Origin of the sequence: Halonatronum saccharophilum DSM 13868 (assembly GCF_000517025.1) — a bacterium.
Lineage (GTDB): Bacteria > Bacillota > Halanaerobiia > Halobacteroidales > Halobacteroidaceae > Halonatronum > Halonatronum saccharophilum.
In genome coordinates, this window is sequence record NZ_KI912096.1 from 124,335 (window position 1) to 141,869 (window position 17,535).

Sequence of the window (17,535 nt, forward strand, 5' to 3'; positions counted from 1 at the left end):
ACAGGTTCTAAAGAGCTAGAACCTTCCGTGAAACCCATAAAAACCATATCTACTGTTGGGCGGACAGAAATTTAAGCCTTTGGAGAACTTGTAAGACCAGTTTACACTTAATCCTTGAGATTAACTGTAAAAAGGCTAGGTTCTATGAATAAGGAATCTGCGTGGGCTTGCCCCGCAGAGCGTCAACATTTTTATAAAGCAAAGTGTTGGATATTTTTATCTTTGGAGAAATGAAGAATCTAGAGAATTAATAATATAGAAAGGTTACTATTTAAATTATGAGGGTGGTTATATGTTTTTAAAATTAAAGAAGGTGGTTTTGAAATTTTGGAATCCATTATTAGTTTATTATAATTTAAGTAACTATCAACAGCATAAGAAAGAATTTCATAAGCAGATAACCTTTGAAAATTTCAAGATTATTTCTGTAGCAGTTTATATTATGTCATTTATATCTATTATAAATATTTTTGTTTTGGATTTTAAAAATATACAGGAACTTTATAAAATCTTATTAATTATAATGTTAATTCACATAACACTTAATTTTATTACTAGAATTAGATTATTTGAGAATATAGGTGCTTATCATTATTTAATTACTAGGTTTTTTATTATTTCTGTATGGTTATGGGCCATAATTAGAGTGGCAATAGATATGAATAGTATAATCTCTTTTGTTACGTATATAATTATTATAATAACAATTTCTGCTGTATTTATAATTAAGCCAAGAGAGTTTTTAATTATTAGTAGTTTTGGTTTGATTATTTTATTTGTTATAGTAAATAATTTATATTATACTATTGATCAAGCTATGTATAGACAATCATTTGTATTGTTTATAAATTTATTTTTAACTACAATGGTCATTTCTTATTTTAGATATTATTTTAGAATAAAAAATTATTTGATGACAAAAGAGATAGAACTACAGAAGGAGAAGATAGAGTTAGCTTTAGAAGGAGGAAAATTAGGCTATTGGCATTGGAATATTAAAACAGGGGAAACTGAAGTTGATGATCGATATCTCAAGATATTAGGGTATAAAAGAGGAGAGTTAGTAGTTGATGATACAATATTAAAAAGATTAATTCATCCTCAAGATAAAGAATTAATGATAGATGCTATGAAGAAGAACTTAACTGGTCAAACAAATAATTATGAGGCTAAGTTTAGGTTAAAAACAAAATCAGGCAGTTGGAAATGGATTTCATCTATTGGAAGGGTCAGTCATAGAGGAGAGGATGGAAGCCCTATTAAAATGATTGGAGTTCATCAGGATATTCAAAAGGAGAAAGAAAGAGAAAGAAACTTAAAAAAACATGCTACTTATGATAAACTAACAGGGGTTTATAATAGAAGAGTGGGATTAAATATTTTAAAGGAAAAGATAAAAATAGCTAAAAGAGATAATTATAATTTAACTATTGCATTTATAGATATTAATGATTTGAAGATTGTAAATGATTTTTCTGGTCATTTGGCTGGAGATGAGTTAATAAAAACTGTTACTACTACAATAGAATCCAATATAAGAGAAGTAGATTCTATTTGTCGTATGGGGGGAGATGAGTTTTTAATTATCTTCCCTAAATGTTCTATAAAAGGTGCAGAAAATATTTGGAAAAGAATTGTAGATAAGTTTGAAGAGATTAATAAGCAAGGTAGTCTACCCTATAAAATATCTGTAAGCTACGGGTTATCTCAATATCAAAAAGGTGTACCATTAGATATTGATAAATTAATAGCTGTAGCTGATAGAAAAATGTATCAAGAGAAGAGGAGAATGAAACGAGGTTAAGGTTTTAATCTGTACCTTGGCAAATAGAATTATTCTTTAAGTGGATTAAGCAACATTTAAAGATGAAACGATTCTTTGGGCATAATCAAAATGCTGTTTTAATTCAAATCTATAGTGCTTTAATTCTATTTATATTGTTAAAACTAATTAAGAGAAAATCTAGATTCAAAGGAACTTTACTGAAGCTAACTAGAAAAATAAAATACACTATACTTTCCTACGTCACCAGAACATTTAACTGGGAAAAATGGATAACTGAGCATTAATTTTAAAAACAGTTCTCTAAACATAGGTGTTTTATAACTAATTGTAGAAATTAACCCTATATTTGAGTTTTTAATAGTGTATTAGTAAATTAATCTAAAATATTTAGAAGTTAGATCAGTTGATATATTAAATATTGATGTCATTGAAAATTAGTTTTATCAATATTAACCTTAGAATTGATTGTTATTTTCTAACAATGCAACGCTAGTGATGTTGAAAATTAAAATCTTGTTTAGTATAAGGTAATTATATCAAACAAATAGTTGTTTTATCCAAACAAGCAATAAAAGAGCTGTGAAGTATAACTATTATATGGTTACCTAAGTTATACAGAGCTATTGGTAAACCCACCTGTAATTTATAAATTACAGGTTTTTTTATGTAATCTGTTCTATAAGTCTACATTTGACAAGGTGAGCTAGTCATACTTTATTAATCAACACGCCTGAACTTTTCCTATCAAAATTCAATGAGATTTTTAGGCTTATCTACAATAACTTATGGCTTAATAGAAGCTACAGATAATAATTATAAAGTTCTTATTAGAGAAGATAAGAATAATTACCAAAAGTTGATTTTACAAGATAATAAATTAAAAGGAGCAATCTTTCAAAGAGAGATAGATGGTTGTGGTGTTTACGGAAGGTTAATAAAGGATGAGATTGATTTAGGTGATAAATTAGAGGATGTATTTAAGCTAACTTATGCAGATTTTTTAAAGAGGATAAGGATGGACTCTTTAGTTATTAAACTAAGTTTTATAATGAATATAATTTTATATTGAAGTTGATATGCTCCTCTTATAGTAGACAGTTAAAATAATATAACTGTTTATTATGAGGGGAGCATATCATTTTAAAGAATGTTAGCCCTTTATTTATTTTAAGCTAGAGCTTCTAGAATATCTAAGAGTACATCAGAACGATTAGCCGACATAATATGGATTCCATCCATTAGATCATAGGCTTGGCTTAGAAATTCTCGAGCAATCTTGATTCCTTCCTTCTGGTCATTTCCTTTCATTCTACTTAGAATATCCGCAGGGATATCGATACCAGGCACCTTATTATTTAGGTACTGGGCCATCTTATAGCCTGTTAAAGGTAGGATTCCAATTAAGATTGGAATATCAAGATCTTTAGTCTTATCTAAGAATAATTTTAAAAGTTCTAAGTCATAGGCAGGTTGGGTCTGGATAAAGTTGGCCCCAGCCTCAACCTTTGTTTTCAATCTTTCAATCTCGCTATCTAAGTCTTTGGCCCCTAAATTAGCAGCCGTAGCCACAACCAGATCAGTATTACCTTTTAAAGGATTATCATTAAAATCAAAACCGTTATTTAATTTCTGTACCCCTTCAATAATCCCAATAGAGTTGGTATCAAAGACAGGGCTGGCTTGAGGGTGATCTCCAGCCTTTGGATCATCACCAGTAATGGCAAGAATATTCTTAATCCCTAAATTAGAAGCTCCTATTAAATCTCCCTGCAAAGCAATAATATTCTTATCTCTACAAGTAATATGAGGAATGGTCTCTAATCCAGTCTCCTCTTGAATAAAATGTCCTGCTAAGATTGAACTCATCTTCATCTTGGCCATAGGTGAATCACAGACATTAACAGCATCCACCTTACCCTTTAAGTCCTTTACTACTTCAAAAATATGACTACAATCAGTCCCTTTAGGTGGAGTGATTTCGCCTGTAATAACAAATTCTTTGTTTTTTAACTTATCTTTTAATAACATACTCACTACTCCCTTCTTTAATTAACTATCAGCTTTCACCTGGTTTTTAATTTTTTCTAAAAGTTTTATTTAATTTCCAGCTAGTTTTCTCGCTACTTTAACTGCTCCTACGGCGTTTGCTGAGTAATGGGCGCCGATATTTTGGGCATAATCCTCAGTAACTACAGCACCACCGACCATAACTGGAATTGTGGAGTTGGCTTCTTTTAATTGCGTGACGATCTCTTCCATTCTTGGCATAGTAGTCGTCATTAGGGCGCTTAAGCAGATGATGTCGGCCTTTTTATCTAAGGCAGTAGAGATTATTTTTTCGTTTGGAACATCTTTGCCTAGGTCAATAATCTCAAAGCCGTTATTCTCTAGCATCACCTTAACAATATTCTTGCCAATATCATGAATATCTCCTTTGACAGTAGCAATGACGATTTTGGCTAGATTGCCTTCGTCGCCTTCTTCTTTGAGTATCGGTTTAAGGATTCCAAAGGCTTTTTGCATAGCCTCAGCTCCAAGCATCAGTTGAGGGAGAAAATAGATACCCTTATCATATTTTTCACCAACAGACTTGATTCCTGGGATCAATCCTTTATTTATAATATCAAATGCCGAATACTCCTTTAAGCCTTCTTCAATCTTGTCTATAATTGTTTCTTTAGACCCTTTTAAAATATCATCTTGGATTCTTTCTAATATATTTTTATCTTTTTCTTCCTTCTTTGCTTCAGCTTTGCTTTTTTTGCTCTCCTCATTATTTCCATAGACCTCTAGGTATCTCTTGCTACCAGGATCTTTGTTAAGCAGGAGATCACTTGTCAGGACTGTATCCTTCATTGTTACTATTGTAGGATCCATAATAGGGGCATTAAGCCCTGATTGTATAGCCATAGCTAAGAAGGAGGTGTTGATCTTTTCCCGGTGGGGGAGACCAAAGGAGATATTACTAACACCTAAGACAGTAGCAACGCCTAATTCTTCTTTGATCAACCTGAGTGCTTCTAGGGTATGGGTAACTCTCTCCTGCTGAGCACTGGCCGTTAGAACTAGGGTGTCGATTAGTATATTCTCTCTTTTGATCCCTAGATCTTCAGCCCGTTTTACAATCTTACGGGCTACCTCTAAGCGACCTTGGGCTGTTTTAGGTATCCCATTATCATCTAAGGTCAAGCCTAGGACAGCGGCACCATACTTCTTGACTAGGGGTAATACTCTTTCTAAAGACTCTTTTTCACCAGTAACTGAGTTGACTAAAGGTTTTCCAACTACTTTTTGAAGAGCAGCCTCGAGAACCTCTCCATTGGTAGTATCAATCGAGATTGGAAGGTCCACTAGATTCTGCACTTTCTCTAAGGCCAACCCCATAGTGGCAACTTGATCTATCTTAGGAACTCCGATATTTACATCAAGGATATCAGCTCCAGCCTCACTTTGCTTAAGGGCTTCTTTAGCCAATATCTCCATCTCACCTTCTTTTAACTGTGCCGATAACTCCTTTCTACCAGTAGGGTTGATTCGCTCACCTATAATCCTAGTAGGGAGGTGGTCGGCAATAGAGATTCTTTTACTCCTACTTGCTAGCTGGGTCTCCTTTCTTCTCTCTCGCTTCTTTGGCTTGATCCCTTTGACCTTTTCCTTGACCAAAGAGATATACTCTGGAGTAGAACCACAGCATCCACCGATAATGTTGGCCCCAGACTCTATAAAGGAGTCTATATATCCAGCCATCTCCTTAGCTTCCATAGGGAAGACTGTATTATTATTTTCATCCAAAATGGGGAGTCCAGCATTGGGTTGTACACAAAGGTAAGTATCGGTATCTCCACCCATTTTGTTTATTACCTTTAAAAGACCTTCAGGTCCCATACTACAGTTGGCCCCGATTACATCGGCTCCAAGACCTTCAAGAACTGTAATTGCTGTTAGAGGGTCAGTTCCTGTCATAGTCTTTAGATTCTGTTCATAGGTTAAGTGGCAGATAATCGGTAAGGAAGTATACTCTTTAATCCCAATTAGTGCCGCTCTTGCTTCTTGTAGGTCTGTCATAGTTTCGATACTGATGGCATCGGCTCCAGCTTCTTCTAATATCTTCGCCTGCTCACCAAAGATCTCTAGGGCATCAGAGAAGGGTAGATCACCCATAGGTTCTAAGAGTTTTCCTGTTGGCCCAATAGAGGCTGATACTATAGTATCTTTCTTAGCAGCTCGCCTAGCAAGTTCTACTGCTTTTTTATTAATCTCCTCTATCTTATCACCTAATTCATACTCATTTAACTTGATTCTACTTGCCCCAAAGGTATTGGTTTGGATAATATCACTACCAGCCTCAACATATTCTCTATGTATTTCTTCAATTATCTGGGGATGGGTGAGGTTAAGCTCCTCGGGACAATCACCAACCTCTAACCCCTTCTTATATAACTGAGTTCCCATAGCCCCATCTAAGACTAAGATCTCTTCTTTTAATCTCTCTAATAATCTACTCATCTACTCAATTCTCCCTTCTATATATACAGATATTATAATCACATTCTTTGCAGTTGAAGTCACACCCACCTACTTTATCATCTTTCTTATCACTTAAGCCTATAATAGCAGTAATTGATTTTTGGGGTATTAAGAGGTGAGAGGAGTTAGTTCTTATCCCTAATTTCTCTCCATCTAATATACTAAGTAATTTAGGTTGAATATCTAAGGTTAAATCTCCATAACCAGGGCTATATCTCATTGTAAGATAGGGTAGACCCATCTCAATTCCTTGCTCCTTGATGATTTCGGTTAAGTAATTAGCAACCTCTTGAGTGGCTATAGATCCAATTGCATCTAAGATAGTAGCATCACTAAGTTGGCCTTCGTTAAATAGTTTCAGTGACTCTTCTTCAATTCCCTTGCCAATTGTCAAGGTCAGTAAGGCAACTTGTTCTTGATTTTGAAGTAGGTTTAGAATATCTTTGCTTTTGAATTTAAGTTTCCCATCTCCTAAGTTGACTAAACTATTTTTCTCGTCTAAATCAATCTTATCAAGAATTTTATAAGAACTACGAGCTTTGATTAGGGTGTTGGCTTTTTCAATCAACGTTGATATAGACTCTTCAATCTCTGGAGTTGTTTTTGTGTTCTCCTTATAACCTAACTGTTTCTTCACCTCATTCTTGTCTGTTTTTACCTTTATATCATTAATTATAATTATAATCACCCCTTCCTTATAGTTGGTAATTGATAATTGATAGTGGAAGATCTTAAAGTAAAGAACTGATAGTTTATATTTAACCACGAAGAGTGTGACCTTTGAAAGTAAAGAGCAAAGATTGTTAGAGATATAGTTCTTGCTTTTAACTATCAATTATCAATTCTAAACTATCAATTTTAAAAAGACCCCTTCCCTTATTGTAAGAGAAGAGGTCTTTATCTATAGAACCCTTCTCTTATCTTTCAGAATTAACTCTGCAGGAATTAGCACCAATGTAATCATAGATTACTGGTTGCCGGGCTTCACAGGGCCAGTCCCTCCGCCGCTCCAGATAAGAGATTTATTATTATTCATCTATTTTGAATAAGTATACCATTAAACCTTAGCCTTGTCAAAATATTTTTGATTGGGGTTGTAGATGATTATTTTCAAGAATATAATTACTAAATCAACAGTTTATTTATTGATATTATGGTATAATTAACTTAGACAATTTACAGGAGGCTATATTTTGATAGGAGCATTAAATAACAAGGGGAGGTAATTATGGGCAAAGCTATCAATATGTTAAATATGTTGGCATTACTAAGAGCGAGGGGAAAGATGCAAAGCAGGGAGTTGGCTAAGGAGTTAGGCGTTAAGAAGAGGATGGTTAGAAAGTATAAGAATGACTTTGAACAGCTAGGTATCTACATAGATTCTACTACAGGCAAATATGGTGGTTACTATATAAGTAGGGATAATAGCATCTTAGACTTAGGCATCTTAGAAGAGGAGTTGAGGGTATTAAGGGGTGTAGAGGAGTATTTGGAGCAGGAGAGTTTCATCTTTCTAAAGGAGTATAAGATGATTGTCGATAAGGTTAGGGCTACTTTGAAGGGGGATGAGGTAAAGGGGGAGAAGAGAGATTTAATCTTTAATTCTAAGCCCAATATAAACTTAGAAGAAGAGAAGGAGAAGTATATAAATATAGAAGAATCTATAAAGGATAATAAGAAGATAAAATTAAAGTATTTTGCTTTGAAATCTGGGCTTAAGGAGAGGGTGGTTAGACCTTATAGGATCTATCTATACCAAGGTTTTTGGTATATGGTGGCTCATTGTGAGCTAAGAGAGCAGTTAAGACAGTTTAAATTATCGAGGATAAAGGAGCTTGAGGTTTTAGATGAAGGTTTTGATAAGCCTAAAGACTTCTCATTAAAGGATTATTTAGGAGGTTCAGTAGGGATAGTTCCTGATGTGGAAAGCTTTAGGGTGGAGTTGAAGATAGATTACCCCATCTCTATTAAGGTAAGTGAGAGGATTTGGGTAGAAGGGCAACAGATAACCTTTAACGAGGATAATTCGATTAATTTTGTTGCTCAGATGACTGGGATGGGGGATATAGTAAACTGGATACTCAGCCTAGGAGGTAGTGTAGAGGTTATTGAGTCGTTGGCGCTTAAGGATAGGGTGAGAAAAGAGGCTAAGAGGATATTTGAAAAGAATTAAATTATTTTCTTTTGTTACATATATAGTTCCATAATAGGTGTTATAATGAATACAGATTGGATATTAATATCCAATCTGTATTTTTCTTGACAACAGAAGGTGATATTTAACTTTTCAAGAATAATAAAACAGAGAGGAGCTATTATTAAAATAACTATTAGAGGGGGTGGCAGGGTTGATTAATTCATTTAAAGAGTTAGGAGAGAAGGCTTTAGAAGGATTATCTCCTAGTGAAAGGAAGAAAAAGTTCTTATTAACTCAGACTATAGTTCCAAATGAACCAAAATCTAATGATAAAAATAGTAACAAGTATAAAGAGATTATTATAAATCTTGATACTGAGAAAGAAGAGATAGAAATTAAGCTAGGCAAAGAACTTTGGGAAGAGAATAGGGAAGATTTTTTTGGATTTGAATTACAATCAGGAAATAGTAGTAAAACTTTTTTTACTAGCAATAGGTGGTATTATCATTTGTTAACTATTCCGCACTTAATTTATTATATAGAAAAAGAATTTAATCAAGATAAATATAATAAGTTTTTAACTTACCTTAAAAAAATTGAATCTGTCTTCTATGTGAGTGAAAGAAGTGATAAACCTACAAAAAGACCAAGTAAATCTTATTTAAAAATGAGCAAATTTGTACCTAATCAAAAAGGGAAGTTATTAAACTTTTTAGAAGAAGATTTAGAGAAAGCAGAAAAGAAAAATAAGAAAAAGAAGATAAGTAAATTAATAAATCTAAAAGAAGAACAACCAGTTAAATCTAAAAACATACAAAACTATTTAAAAAAATTAATTAGTGAAAAATTAGGAGTTCCTCAAAAATTTATAAATAATTATAAAAGGTATTTAAATATTTTTTCTCTAAAGATTAATAATCAATATATACTTAATACAGAATTTAAAGATGATTATATTAATGTGATTCATTATATTCTTCAACAAAGATTTTTTGATAAGACTGAAAGTAAAGTTCAAGATGAAGCTTTATGTAGTACTTGCAATCAAATCAAATTAGTAACTGGAAAAGTAGATATCCCTACTAAGTTTTACATAACTAGTAGACCTTACTTTTTTGAAAACAAAAATGAGAATAATGCATATAAATCTTTTGCAATTTGCAGTAATTGTTATCAAAAAATCAGGGTAGGAATTGGAGAAATAGAAAACAATTATTTTTCACAATTATTTGGTCGTCTTAATTACTATCTAATTCCCCAAGATATAAATAATAACATAAATCACCAGAAAGAAATTAGAAAAATCAATCGTATACTTTCTAGAAAAAGAGATAGTTATAAAGAAGATTTTAAATTATTGAAAAGAGTAAAGAAAAGAAATGTAAAAGTTGATTTTTTATTTTGGTATATGGATCAACGTTCTTTTATTGTATTAGATAGCATTAACGATGTCTATTATAGTGAATTAGAAAAACTTTTCAATCAATTAAATGATTTGAATAATCATCCATTATACAATAAATATTTGAAATATAAACCAGAATTTAATAGTATTTATTGGTTGTTATTCCCTAATAAACACTCTCATAATAAAGCAGATCCTGAAATTTATCGTAAAGAATTAATTAATTTATTTAAATCTTTAATAAAAGGAAGAAAAATAAATTATCATTATTTAATAAATAAGTTTAATTTTATTTTTAAGAAGAAATATTTAAATTCTAAGAAAAAGATAGATATTATAGATGCTATCCGAATGAATATTTTATTGTCTTGGTTTAATAGAGTTGCTAAATTGAAGGGAGGTTTTACAATGAAAGAGGGGCAAAGTGTAATTGAGATTCAAAACAAAGATATTAAAGAATTTTTTGAAGTACATAGTGATATCTATGAAGGTAATAGTTATCGACAAGGGTTGTTTATGTTAGGGGTTTTAATGAATCAAGTACTTAAAGAACAAAAAGATAAATCATCTACTATTTTAGACAAATTAAATTTTGATGGATTACCTGTAAGAAGGGTTAAAACATTTATTATTGATATAACAGAAATTTTAAAAATATATAGAACAAATACTGGAAATGGAAAACAATCCTTATTTAAATTATATCAATTATTACATGCTCAAATGATAGATAGATTACAAGGTATTGAAACTTCATCTTTAAATAAGGATGAAGTTATATTTTATATCCTTTCTGGTATTTCTTTTGGAAGATATTTAGGTTATAAATATAATCAAGAAAATAAAAAAAATGAAGGGTAAGGTGATAAAAATGACTGAAAAACAAAAAGTTACAATAAATAACTCAGAAATGTTATTCTTATATGATGCTAAAAGATGTAATCCTAATGGAGATATGGATAATGAAAACAAACCAAGAATGGATTGGGATACATCAACTAATTTAGTAAGTGATGTTAGATTAAAAAGGTATATTAGAGATTTCTTAGAGAAAGTTAAAAATGAAAAATTGTTTATTACAAATAAAGCAGAAGATGCTAAACAAAGAGTTGTTCAACTAAAAGATAATAAGGAAAATATTTTAGATTTAATTGGGGTAAGGTTATTTGGAGCTGTAACAGCAACAGAAACAGCAGATCATTTAACTGGTCCAGTTCAATTTAATTGGGGTTATTCTTTGAATAGAGTGGAGTTACAGGATACAAAGACGATAACTTCTAGTTTTAGCTCTGGTGAAGGTGTTGGTAAGGATTATCGGGTTAAATACTCTTTTATTGCTTTTAGTGGTGGTATTAGTGGATTAGCTGCTCAAGATACTAATTTAACTGCTAATGATATTAAATTATTAGATGAAGCTATGGTTAAAGCTATTCCTTTAAATAGAACACGTTCTAAGATTGGGCAGACCCCAAGGTTTTATTTAAGGGTAGAATTAAAGGATAATCAATCTTATCTAAATGATTTAAGAGAGTATATTAAATTGGATTATAAAGTAGCTGAAATAGAGGTAAGGGAGATTAATCAATGTGAAGTTGATATAGATGAATTAGTTACTTATTTAAACGATAACAAGGATAAGGTTAGCACAGTTCATTATTGGATAGATGGTAAAGTAGAGTTTAAAAACAATGGATTGGATCAATTAGCAGATGATATAGTTAAAAAAGAGTTAAACTATTAAAATTAGGAGTTGTTGTTATGGATATAAAGAGAGTCCTAGTTTTTAATATCAGGGGGAAGTTTGCTCATTTTAAGAAGTTTTATAGTAATAAGAGTTCTTTGACCTATAGAATTCCACCTAGAACAGTTTTAATGGGGATGGTTGCTTCTATTTTAGAGTATTCTCGGGATAGTTATTATGATATTTTTACTCCTGATGAGGCAAAGTTTGGAGTTAAGGTTATTAAAGAAGGAGTCCCTCATTTTGAATGTATGAATTATCTGAAAGAGGATGGTAATTATACTCAGGTTAGATTAGAGCTATTAGTTCCTAAAGATGATGTTATTGAATATCAAGTCTTCTTTACTCATGAGGATATTGAGTTAATGGAGAGATTAGAAGATAAAATTAAAAAAGATAATTTAGGATATGGCTTATTTTTAGGGCAGAGACAGTTTAGAGCTAATGCTGAGTTTGCTAAGGTGATTGAAAAGAAAGATATTACTTTAGTAAAGGATTATGAAGGAAAGATAGATACCTTGACCTTTAAGGATAATATTAAACAATTGGATGTAGATGATTATGCTAGGTTGACTGTTGATAATATGACTGCTTCTTTTAAGAAAGTTAAAGTAGGACGAGAGCCTAAAAAGATGGTTAAGGTCTGCTTTGAAGAAGAGGGGAATAGTATAAATGGCGTTTTTAATGAAGTATTGAAGGTAGAGGAGAGTTATATAAGCTTTTTCACAGAGATTGTGAGGGATTAAAGATGGATAAGTTATATTCTCACTATACAAAGGGTGATGAAAAGAGTAAAAAGACCTTATATGTTCACTTAAAGAATGTTGCAGATAATAGTAAAGAAAAGATTGAAAATAAAGAGTTAGAGCTATCTTTAATTGATGAAGATAGATTGGCTGAGATTAGTTATTTAGTAGGAATAGCCCATGATTTTGGAAAGGCAACTAGCTATTTTCAAGATTATTTGATAAAAGGAGTGGAAAATAAACTCTCTCATCATGGGCTGATTTCAGCCTTTTTTGGATATCTTTTAGTGGATAAGTATTATGGAGATAAAGTAATTTCACTAATGGCATATATGATAATTAAGAAGCACCATGGCAATTTAGAATCTCCTTTAGAGGATATAGACAGAAACTTTGATGATATTAAGGAGCAATTAGATGATATTAAAGCTAATAGTCTAGATATAGTTGAGAAGATTTATGATAAGTTATTGGATGGATTTGAAATTGATTTTGGTGATATTTTAGATGAGTTAGAAGAGATAAGTGAACAGTATGCTGATGATTTAATTGATGATAAGTTTGATGATATTATAGCTGAGATGGAATATAAAAAGGATGAATCAATTGAATTGTTCTTAATAACTCAATTATTATATTCGGCTTTAATTGATAGTGATAAGAAGGATGCTGCTAGGGTTGATAATAGTTACTTTGAAGGTGCTATTGAGGAAAAGGTAAGTGTGCTTGATTATATTGAGAATTGTCGTCAGGAGAATCCTGAAAAATTTGACCCTACTAATAAGATTAATCAGAAGAGAAATAAATTTTTAGATGAGGTAATAAATAATCCTGAACTTAAAAAGGAGAATTATTTGTATAGTTTAACTGCTCCTACAGGTATAGGAAAGACCTTTGCTTCTTTTGCTTTTGCTAATAAGGTAAAGGATTTTTATAATAATGGTAGAAGAATTATCTATTGTTTACCTTTTACTTCAATTATAGACCAGAACTATGAGATTTTTGAGAAGATTATAGGTTTTAATTTAGGTAAAAAATATCAAAAAAATTCTACTAAGTATCTTTTAAGGCATCATTATCTGACCCCAATGAGGTTGAAGAAGGATGTTGATTTGGCTAATGATAGTAAAGAGACCAAAAATTTAGATAAGTATATGGAAGATAAGTTATTATTGGAATCTTGGGAATCTGCTAATATAGTAACAACATTTGTACAGATATTTGAGAGCATTATAGGTAATAGAAATAGTTCATTGAAGAAGTTTCATAATATTATCAACTCTATTATTATTTTAGATGAGGTACAAAATATACCTCCTAAGTATTACAGAATAGTTGGTATGGTGCTTAAGGTGTTGGCTAAGAGGTTTAATACATATATCCTATTATTAACAGCTACTCAACCTGAAATGATTAAAGGTGAGGATGTAGTTAGTTTGGTAGATGATGAGAAATATGCTAAGGATTATACCTTTGATAGGGTAAATTTAGAGATTATAGATAATTTAAGAGAAGTGAGTTTAGATAAATTTATAGAATGTTTTGATGAAAGATTTAATAGTAGAAGTGCTTTGATTGTTTGTAATACTATTAAATCTGCTTTAAGTTTATTTGAGATTATCAGTGATTCATTTGAGGATTATGAAATATTCTCTTTGACTACTTATCTAACACCAGTGGATAGAAATAAGAGAATTAAAGAAATAGACAAAAAGATTGAAGCTGGAAAAAGAGTGATTGTAATTTCTACTCAGTTGATTGAGGCTGGTGTTGATTTAAGCTTTGAAGAGGTATATAGGGATTTAGGTCCATTGGATTCAATTGTTCAAGTAGCTGGTAGGTGTAATAGAAATGGAGAGTTAGGAGCTAGAAAAGGTGAAGTCAAGATAATAAAGTTGAAGGAGGAGGAAAATAGTTCTCCATATTGCCAGAGGGTTTATGATACAATATTGATTGATTTTTGTGAAGAGATTTTGAAAGATAAAGGTCGTTATAGTGCAAGAGATTTCATTGATTTAAGTAAGGATTATTTTGCTAGAATTAGAGAATCCGTAAAGAGAGAAAGTAAACAACTTTTAAATGCTATCTGTGAATTAAATTATTCTAAAGGAATAGATGGTCAAACTCCTATTAAGGATTTTGAATTAATTAAATATCAAGGTGGTAAGGAAGATATTATTATTTGTAAAGAAGAAGAGGTTGAGGTTAAAATAGAGCATTTAGAAGAGTTATATTATGAATTAAAGGAAGTTGGAAATGATAGAAAGAGATTGAATTCCTTGATAGGTCAGATGGAGTTAATTAAGAAAGAATTAGCTCAGTATCGGATTAGTGTGTATCAAAATCAGTTAAGAGAATATTATGAACATCATATAATAGAAGAATTTAGATTTATAAAGTATGTAACTTATGAAAATCAAAAAGAGTATTTATACTCTGAAGAAGTAGGTTTTCTTAAAGAGCCTAAGAAACCTTTTCAAAGCTGTATGATTTTATAATTTATATCTTAAATTCCATTAAAATAAGGGGTGTTAGAATAATGAAGGTTAAAAAAGCAATTTTGAAATTTAATTTAGAAGAAGAGCTATCATTAAATTATGGTCATAAGCTAAGGGGGTTCTTCGCCAATAAGTTTGAAGATCTTCTCTTTCATCATCATAAGGAGGATGGTAGCTATAGGTATGCTTATCCATTAATTCAATATAAGATAATTAAAGGGATGCCAACAGTTATTGGTCTAAGTGAAGGAGCAGAACTTGTAATTAAAAACTTTCTTGACATTGACAAATTAATTTTAGAGGACAAGGAGTATATTCAACCAGAAGGAAGGCTAGAGGTCTTAGAGGAGGATTTAGAGGTTGTCGAAGATTTAGATATGCTTAAATTTAAATATAAATTTTACTCTCCGTGGATGGGATTAAATCAGAAAAATCATAAAAAATATTTAAGGGAGATAAAAGGTAGTGATCAGCAGAAGAAAAGGGGGTTCTTTAAGAGAATTTTAATTGGGAATATATTGACCTTTGCTAAAGGTGTTGATTGGTGGGTTGATGGTGATATTAAAGTAGTTCCTAAGTTAGATTCTATTACCATCAATTTCAAAAATAAAGAGATGGTAGGTTTTGTAGGGGAATTTTACTCTAATGTATCTTTACCAGATAATATTGGCTTAGGAAAGGCCACTGCTCGTGGATTTGGAACTATAATCAAAGAAGAATTGATTTAGGAAGGTGATAAGATGCAGTTGGTTATAAATACTTATGGCAGCTACTTACATCGTGACAAGGGGTGCTTTGAATTAAAGACCAAGGAGAAGAAGACTAAGATATCTACCAAGAAAGTAGATTCTATTTTAATAACAACAGGAGCATCTATTAGTACAGATGCAATAAAGTTGGCTTTAGATAATAATATTGAGATTCAATTTTTAGATAAATACGGTAATTCTTTGGGGAAGGTATGGCATCCAAAGTTAGGGAGTACTACTTATATTAGAAGAAGACAATTAGAGATAGCTGAGAGTGAAGAGGGAACGGAGTTGGTGAAGGAATTTTTATTAAAGAAGGTAGATAACTCAATAGCTCATTTAGAGGAGTTGGGTTCAAGAAGAAGTGATGACAAGCAAAAGTATATTAAAGGGTATATTAAAAAGATGAAATTATTAAGGTCTAAGATAGCTAAGGTAGATGGGGATATAGATATAGTTAGAAATAGGTTGATGGGCTATGAAGGAAATGTAGGTAAGAATTATTTTGGTGTATTAAGTTATCTCTTGCCAGATAGGTATACATTCTCTGGAAGGAGTTATCGACCTGCTGAAGATGAATTCAATTGTCTATTAAATTATAGTTATGGAGTTTTATATTCCAAGATTGAGAAGGCTACTATTATAGCAGGTTTAGACCCTTATGTTGGAATCTTACACACAGATGGCTATAATAAAAAGTCTTTTGTCTTTGATGTAATTGAACCTTATCGCCATCATATAGATAGGGTGGTGATGAAGCTCTTTGGGAAGAAAGAGGTTAATAAGTCCCATTTTGACAAGATCCATGGAGGGCTGACCTTAAATGATGAAGGCAAAAAGCTATTGATTGGGAATTTGAACCAATATTTTGACGGGCGCATTAGATATGATGGGCGTGAGATAAGAATAGATGATACTATCCAATCTGATTTGCATAAGGTAGCTAATAGGTTGATTGAAGGTTAAAGCAATATCTTTTTAGAGGAGGGAAATAATATGCTAGTTTGGTTTGTTTATGACATTAGTGAAGATAAGCCGAGAAGAAAAATTTCCGAGAAAGCCATTGAATTAGGTTTGAAAAGGGTTCAAAAATCGGTCTTTTTAGGGAAGGTTGAGGAGACTGTAGCAGATGAACTCTTATTATATTCTGAAGATTTGATTAATCTAGATGATGATTCTATTTATATGTTTCCTATGTGCCAAGAGGATTTTAAGAAGATTGAATTGATAGGGCAGGCCTTTGATGAGGCGATGGCAAATGATGAGATTAAAACTCTTTTTTTGTAGGTGATATTATGAAAAATGGGATAAGCATTACACCATCTGAGGTAATTGAATATATGTATTGTCCAAGATTTATCTATTTTATGTTATATCTAAAGATACCACAAAAGGAAGAACAAAGGTATAAGGTTCAACTAGGTAGAGAAGAACATAAGAGAAAAAGTGGGATTAATAAGGATTATTTAAGAAAGAAGCTGGGGGTAGAAAGAAAACTTATAGAGCAGAAGTTAAGTTCAAAGAGGTATGGAATACACGGTATAATTGATGAGATATTATTTTTAAATGATGGAACTGCTGCTCCTTTAGATTATAAGTTTGCTAAGTATAAGGAGAGGATTTATAATACTTATAGATATCAAGCTATAATGTATGGGATGTTAATTGAAGATAATTATGATATTGAGGTTAATAGAGCTTATCTTGTCTATACTAGAAGTAAGGATAAATTAGTTGAAATTGAGATTAAAAAGGAAGATTTTATAGAGGTGAATAGTGTTTTGCAGGAGATAATCAATATTGTAGGTAAGGGATATTATCCCAAAGGAACTTCTTATAAGAGAAGGTGTAGGGATTGTTGTTATCGTAATATTTGTGTTAAATAACCAACTTTACTTGACTTAAAAGGTTAATTTTAGTAGAATAGTAGTAGAGTTGTTTAAGAA

Annotated in this window: 14 protein-coding genes, 1 pseudogene and 1 riboswitch; of the genes and pseudogenes, 12 read left to right on the forward strand and 3 right to left on the reverse strand. The window is 31.4% G+C overall.

Annotation, left to right across the window (positions count from 1 at the left end; translation table 11 throughout):
- The first annotated feature begins 292 nt into the window (after nucleotides 1-292).
- From HALSAC_RS0110905 to HALSAC_RS0110910, 3 genes and pseudogenes are all read left to right on the forward strand, one after another.
- The gene (locus HALSAC_RS0110905) at nucleotides 293-1,804 is read left to right on the forward strand and encodes a sensor domain-containing diguanylate cyclase (protein ID WP_027340291.1); all 1,512 of its coding nucleotides are present in this window, start codon (nucleotides 293-295) and stop codon (nucleotides 1,802-1,804) included.
- A gap of 17 nt (nucleotides 1,805-1,821) precedes the next feature.
- Nucleotides 1,822-2,070, forward strand: a pseudogene (locus HALSAC_RS17760) (transposase); the annotation flags it as partial.
- Between the two features lie 470 nt (nucleotides 2,071-2,540).
- Nucleotides 2,541-2,855 carry a hypothetical protein gene (locus HALSAC_RS0110910; RefSeq protein ID WP_027340292.1) on the forward strand — a complete coding sequence of 105 codons (315 nt, stop codon included), beginning with the start codon at nucleotides 2,541-2,543 and terminating at the stop codon, nucleotides 2,853-2,855.
- Nucleotides 2,856-2,953: 98 nt separating this feature from the next.
- On the opposite strand, the gene HALSAC_RS0110915 is transcribed toward HALSAC_RS0110910, so the two are convergent.
- The 3 genes from HALSAC_RS0110915 to HALSAC_RS0110925 all read right to left on the reverse strand — a co-directional run bounded on the left by HALSAC_RS0110915 (nucleotide 2,954) and on the right by HALSAC_RS0110925 (nucleotide 7,001).
- A complete protein-coding gene (locus HALSAC_RS0110915; RefSeq protein ID WP_027340293.1) occupies nucleotides 2,954-3,814 on the reverse strand; it encodes a methylenetetrahydrofolate reductase in 861 nt (286 codons plus the stop codon).
- A gap of 69 nt (nucleotides 3,815-3,883) precedes the next feature.
- Nucleotides 3,884-6,292, reverse strand: coding sequence for a homocysteine S-methyltransferase family protein (locus HALSAC_RS0110920; RefSeq protein ID WP_027340294.1), 2,409 nt, complete (start codon nucleotides 6,290-6,292; stop codon nucleotides 3,884-3,886).
- A 4-nt stretch (nucleotides 6,293-6,296) separates the two neighbouring features.
- The gene (locus HALSAC_RS0110925; RefSeq protein WP_027340295.1) at nucleotides 6,297-7,001 is read right to left on the reverse strand and encodes a hypothetical protein; all 705 of its coding nucleotides are present in this window, start codon (nucleotides 6,999-7,001) and stop codon (nucleotides 6,297-6,299) included.
- Nucleotides 7,002-7,227: 226 nt separating this feature from the next.
- Nucleotides 7,228-7,333: riboswitch (SAM riboswitch) on the reverse strand.
- A gap of 208 nt (nucleotides 7,334-7,541) precedes the next feature.
- Between HALSAC_RS0110925 and HALSAC_RS0110930 the strand changes: the two genes are divergently transcribed.
- The 9 genes from HALSAC_RS0110930 (at nucleotide 7,542) to cas4 (ending at nucleotide 17,475) form a co-directional block, all read left to right on the forward strand.
- Entirely contained in the window at nucleotides 7,542-8,486 is a 945-nt protein-coding gene (locus HALSAC_RS0110930) for a helix-turn-helix transcriptional regulator (RefSeq protein WP_027340296.1), read from the forward strand.
- A 175-nt stretch (nucleotides 8,487-8,661) separates the two neighbouring features.
- Nucleotides 8,662-10,716 carry a TM1802 family CRISPR-associated protein gene (locus HALSAC_RS0110935; protein ID WP_027340297.1) on the forward strand — a complete coding sequence of 685 codons (2,055 nt, stop codon included), beginning with the start codon at nucleotides 8,662-8,664 and terminating at the stop codon, nucleotides 10,714-10,716.
- Between the two features lie 10 nt (nucleotides 10,717-10,726).
- Complete coding sequence (gene cas7b, locus HALSAC_RS0110940; protein WP_027340298.1) at nucleotides 10,727-11,596, forward strand: type I-B CRISPR-associated protein Cas7/Csh2; 870 nt, start codon at nucleotides 10,727-10,729, stop codon at nucleotides 11,594-11,596.
- A 17-nt stretch (nucleotides 11,597-11,613) separates the two neighbouring features.
- Nucleotides 11,614-12,342: a CRISPR-associated protein Cas5 gene (gene cas5 / locus HALSAC_RS16585; protein ID WP_051412193.1), complete on the forward strand. Its 729-nt coding sequence runs from the start codon at nucleotides 11,614-11,616 to the stop codon at nucleotides 12,340-12,342.
- A 2-nt stretch (nucleotides 12,343-12,344) separates the two neighbouring features.
- Nucleotides 12,345-14,840: a CRISPR-associated helicase/endonuclease Cas3 gene (locus HALSAC_RS0110950; protein ID WP_027340299.1), complete on the forward strand. Its 2,496-nt coding sequence runs from the start codon at nucleotides 12,345-12,347 to the stop codon at nucleotides 14,838-14,840.
- 41 nt (nucleotides 14,841-14,881) lie between these two features.
- Nucleotides 14,882-15,568 carry a CRISPR-associated endonuclease Cas6 gene (locus tag HALSAC_RS0110955; RefSeq protein WP_035571797.1) on the forward strand — a complete coding sequence of 229 codons (687 nt, stop codon included), beginning with the start codon at nucleotides 14,882-14,884 and terminating at the stop codon, nucleotides 15,566-15,568.
- Nucleotides 15,569-15,580: 12 nt separating this feature from the next.
- A complete protein-coding gene (gene cas1, locus HALSAC_RS0110960) occupies nucleotides 15,581-16,555 on the forward strand; it encodes a CRISPR-associated endonuclease Cas1 (RefSeq protein WP_027340301.1) in 975 nt (324 codons plus the stop codon).
- A gap of 30 nt (nucleotides 16,556-16,585) precedes the next feature.
- A complete protein-coding gene (cas2, locus tag HALSAC_RS0110965) occupies nucleotides 16,586-16,876 on the forward strand; it encodes a CRISPR-associated endonuclease Cas2 (RefSeq protein WP_027340302.1) in 291 nt (96 codons plus the stop codon).
- An 8-nt stretch (nucleotides 16,877-16,884) separates the two neighbouring features.
- A complete protein-coding gene (gene cas4, locus HALSAC_RS0110970) occupies nucleotides 16,885-17,475 on the forward strand; it encodes a CRISPR-associated protein Cas4 (RefSeq protein ID WP_027340303.1) in 591 nt (196 codons plus the stop codon).
- Nucleotides 17,476-17,535 lie beyond the last annotated feature (60 nt).

Bases quoted from the DNA above. Each gene is read 5' to 3' on its own strand.
- HALSAC_RS0110905 (WP_027340291.1), top strand. From the start codon at position 293: ATGTTTTTAAAATTAAAGAAGGTGGTTTTGAAATTTTGGAATCCATTA.
- HALSAC_RS0110920 (WP_027340294.1), bottom strand. From the start codon at position 6,292: ATGAGTAGATTATTAGAGAGATTAAAAGAAGAGATCTTAGTCTTAGAT.
- HALSAC_RS0110915 (WP_027340293.1), bottom strand. From the start codon at position 3,814: ATGTTATTAAAAGATAAGTTAAAAAACAAAGAATTTGTTATTACAGGC.
- HALSAC_RS0110910 (WP_027340292.1), top strand. From the start codon at position 2,541: ATGAGATTTTTAGGCTTATCTACAATAACTTATGGCTTAATAGAAGCT.
- cas2 (WP_027340302.1), top strand. From the start codon at position 16,586: ATGCTAGTTTGGTTTGTTTATGACATTAGTGAAGATAAGCCGAGAAGA.
- cas4 (WP_027340303.1), top strand. From the start codon at position 16,885: ATGAAAAATGGGATAAGCATTACACCATCTGAGGTAATTGAATATATG.
- cas7b (WP_027340298.1), top strand. From the start codon at position 10,727: ATGACTGAAAAACAAAAAGTTACAATAAATAACTCAGAAATGTTATTC.
- HALSAC_RS0110955 (WP_035571797.1), top strand. From the start codon at position 14,882: ATGAAGGTTAAAAAAGCAATTTTGAAATTTAATTTAGAAGAAGAGCTA.
- HALSAC_RS0110930 (WP_027340296.1), top strand. From the start codon at position 7,542: ATGGGCAAAGCTATCAATATGTTAAATATGTTGGCATTACTAAGAGCG.
- HALSAC_RS0110950 (WP_027340299.1), top strand. From the start codon at position 12,345: ATGGATAAGTTATATTCTCACTATACAAAGGGTGATGAAAAGAGTAAA.
- cas5 (WP_051412193.1), top strand. From the start codon at position 11,614: ATGGATATAAAGAGAGTCCTAGTTTTTAATATCAGGGGGAAGTTTGCT.
- cas1 (WP_027340301.1), top strand. From the start codon at position 15,581: ATGCAGTTGGTTATAAATACTTATGGCAGCTACTTACATCGTGACAAG.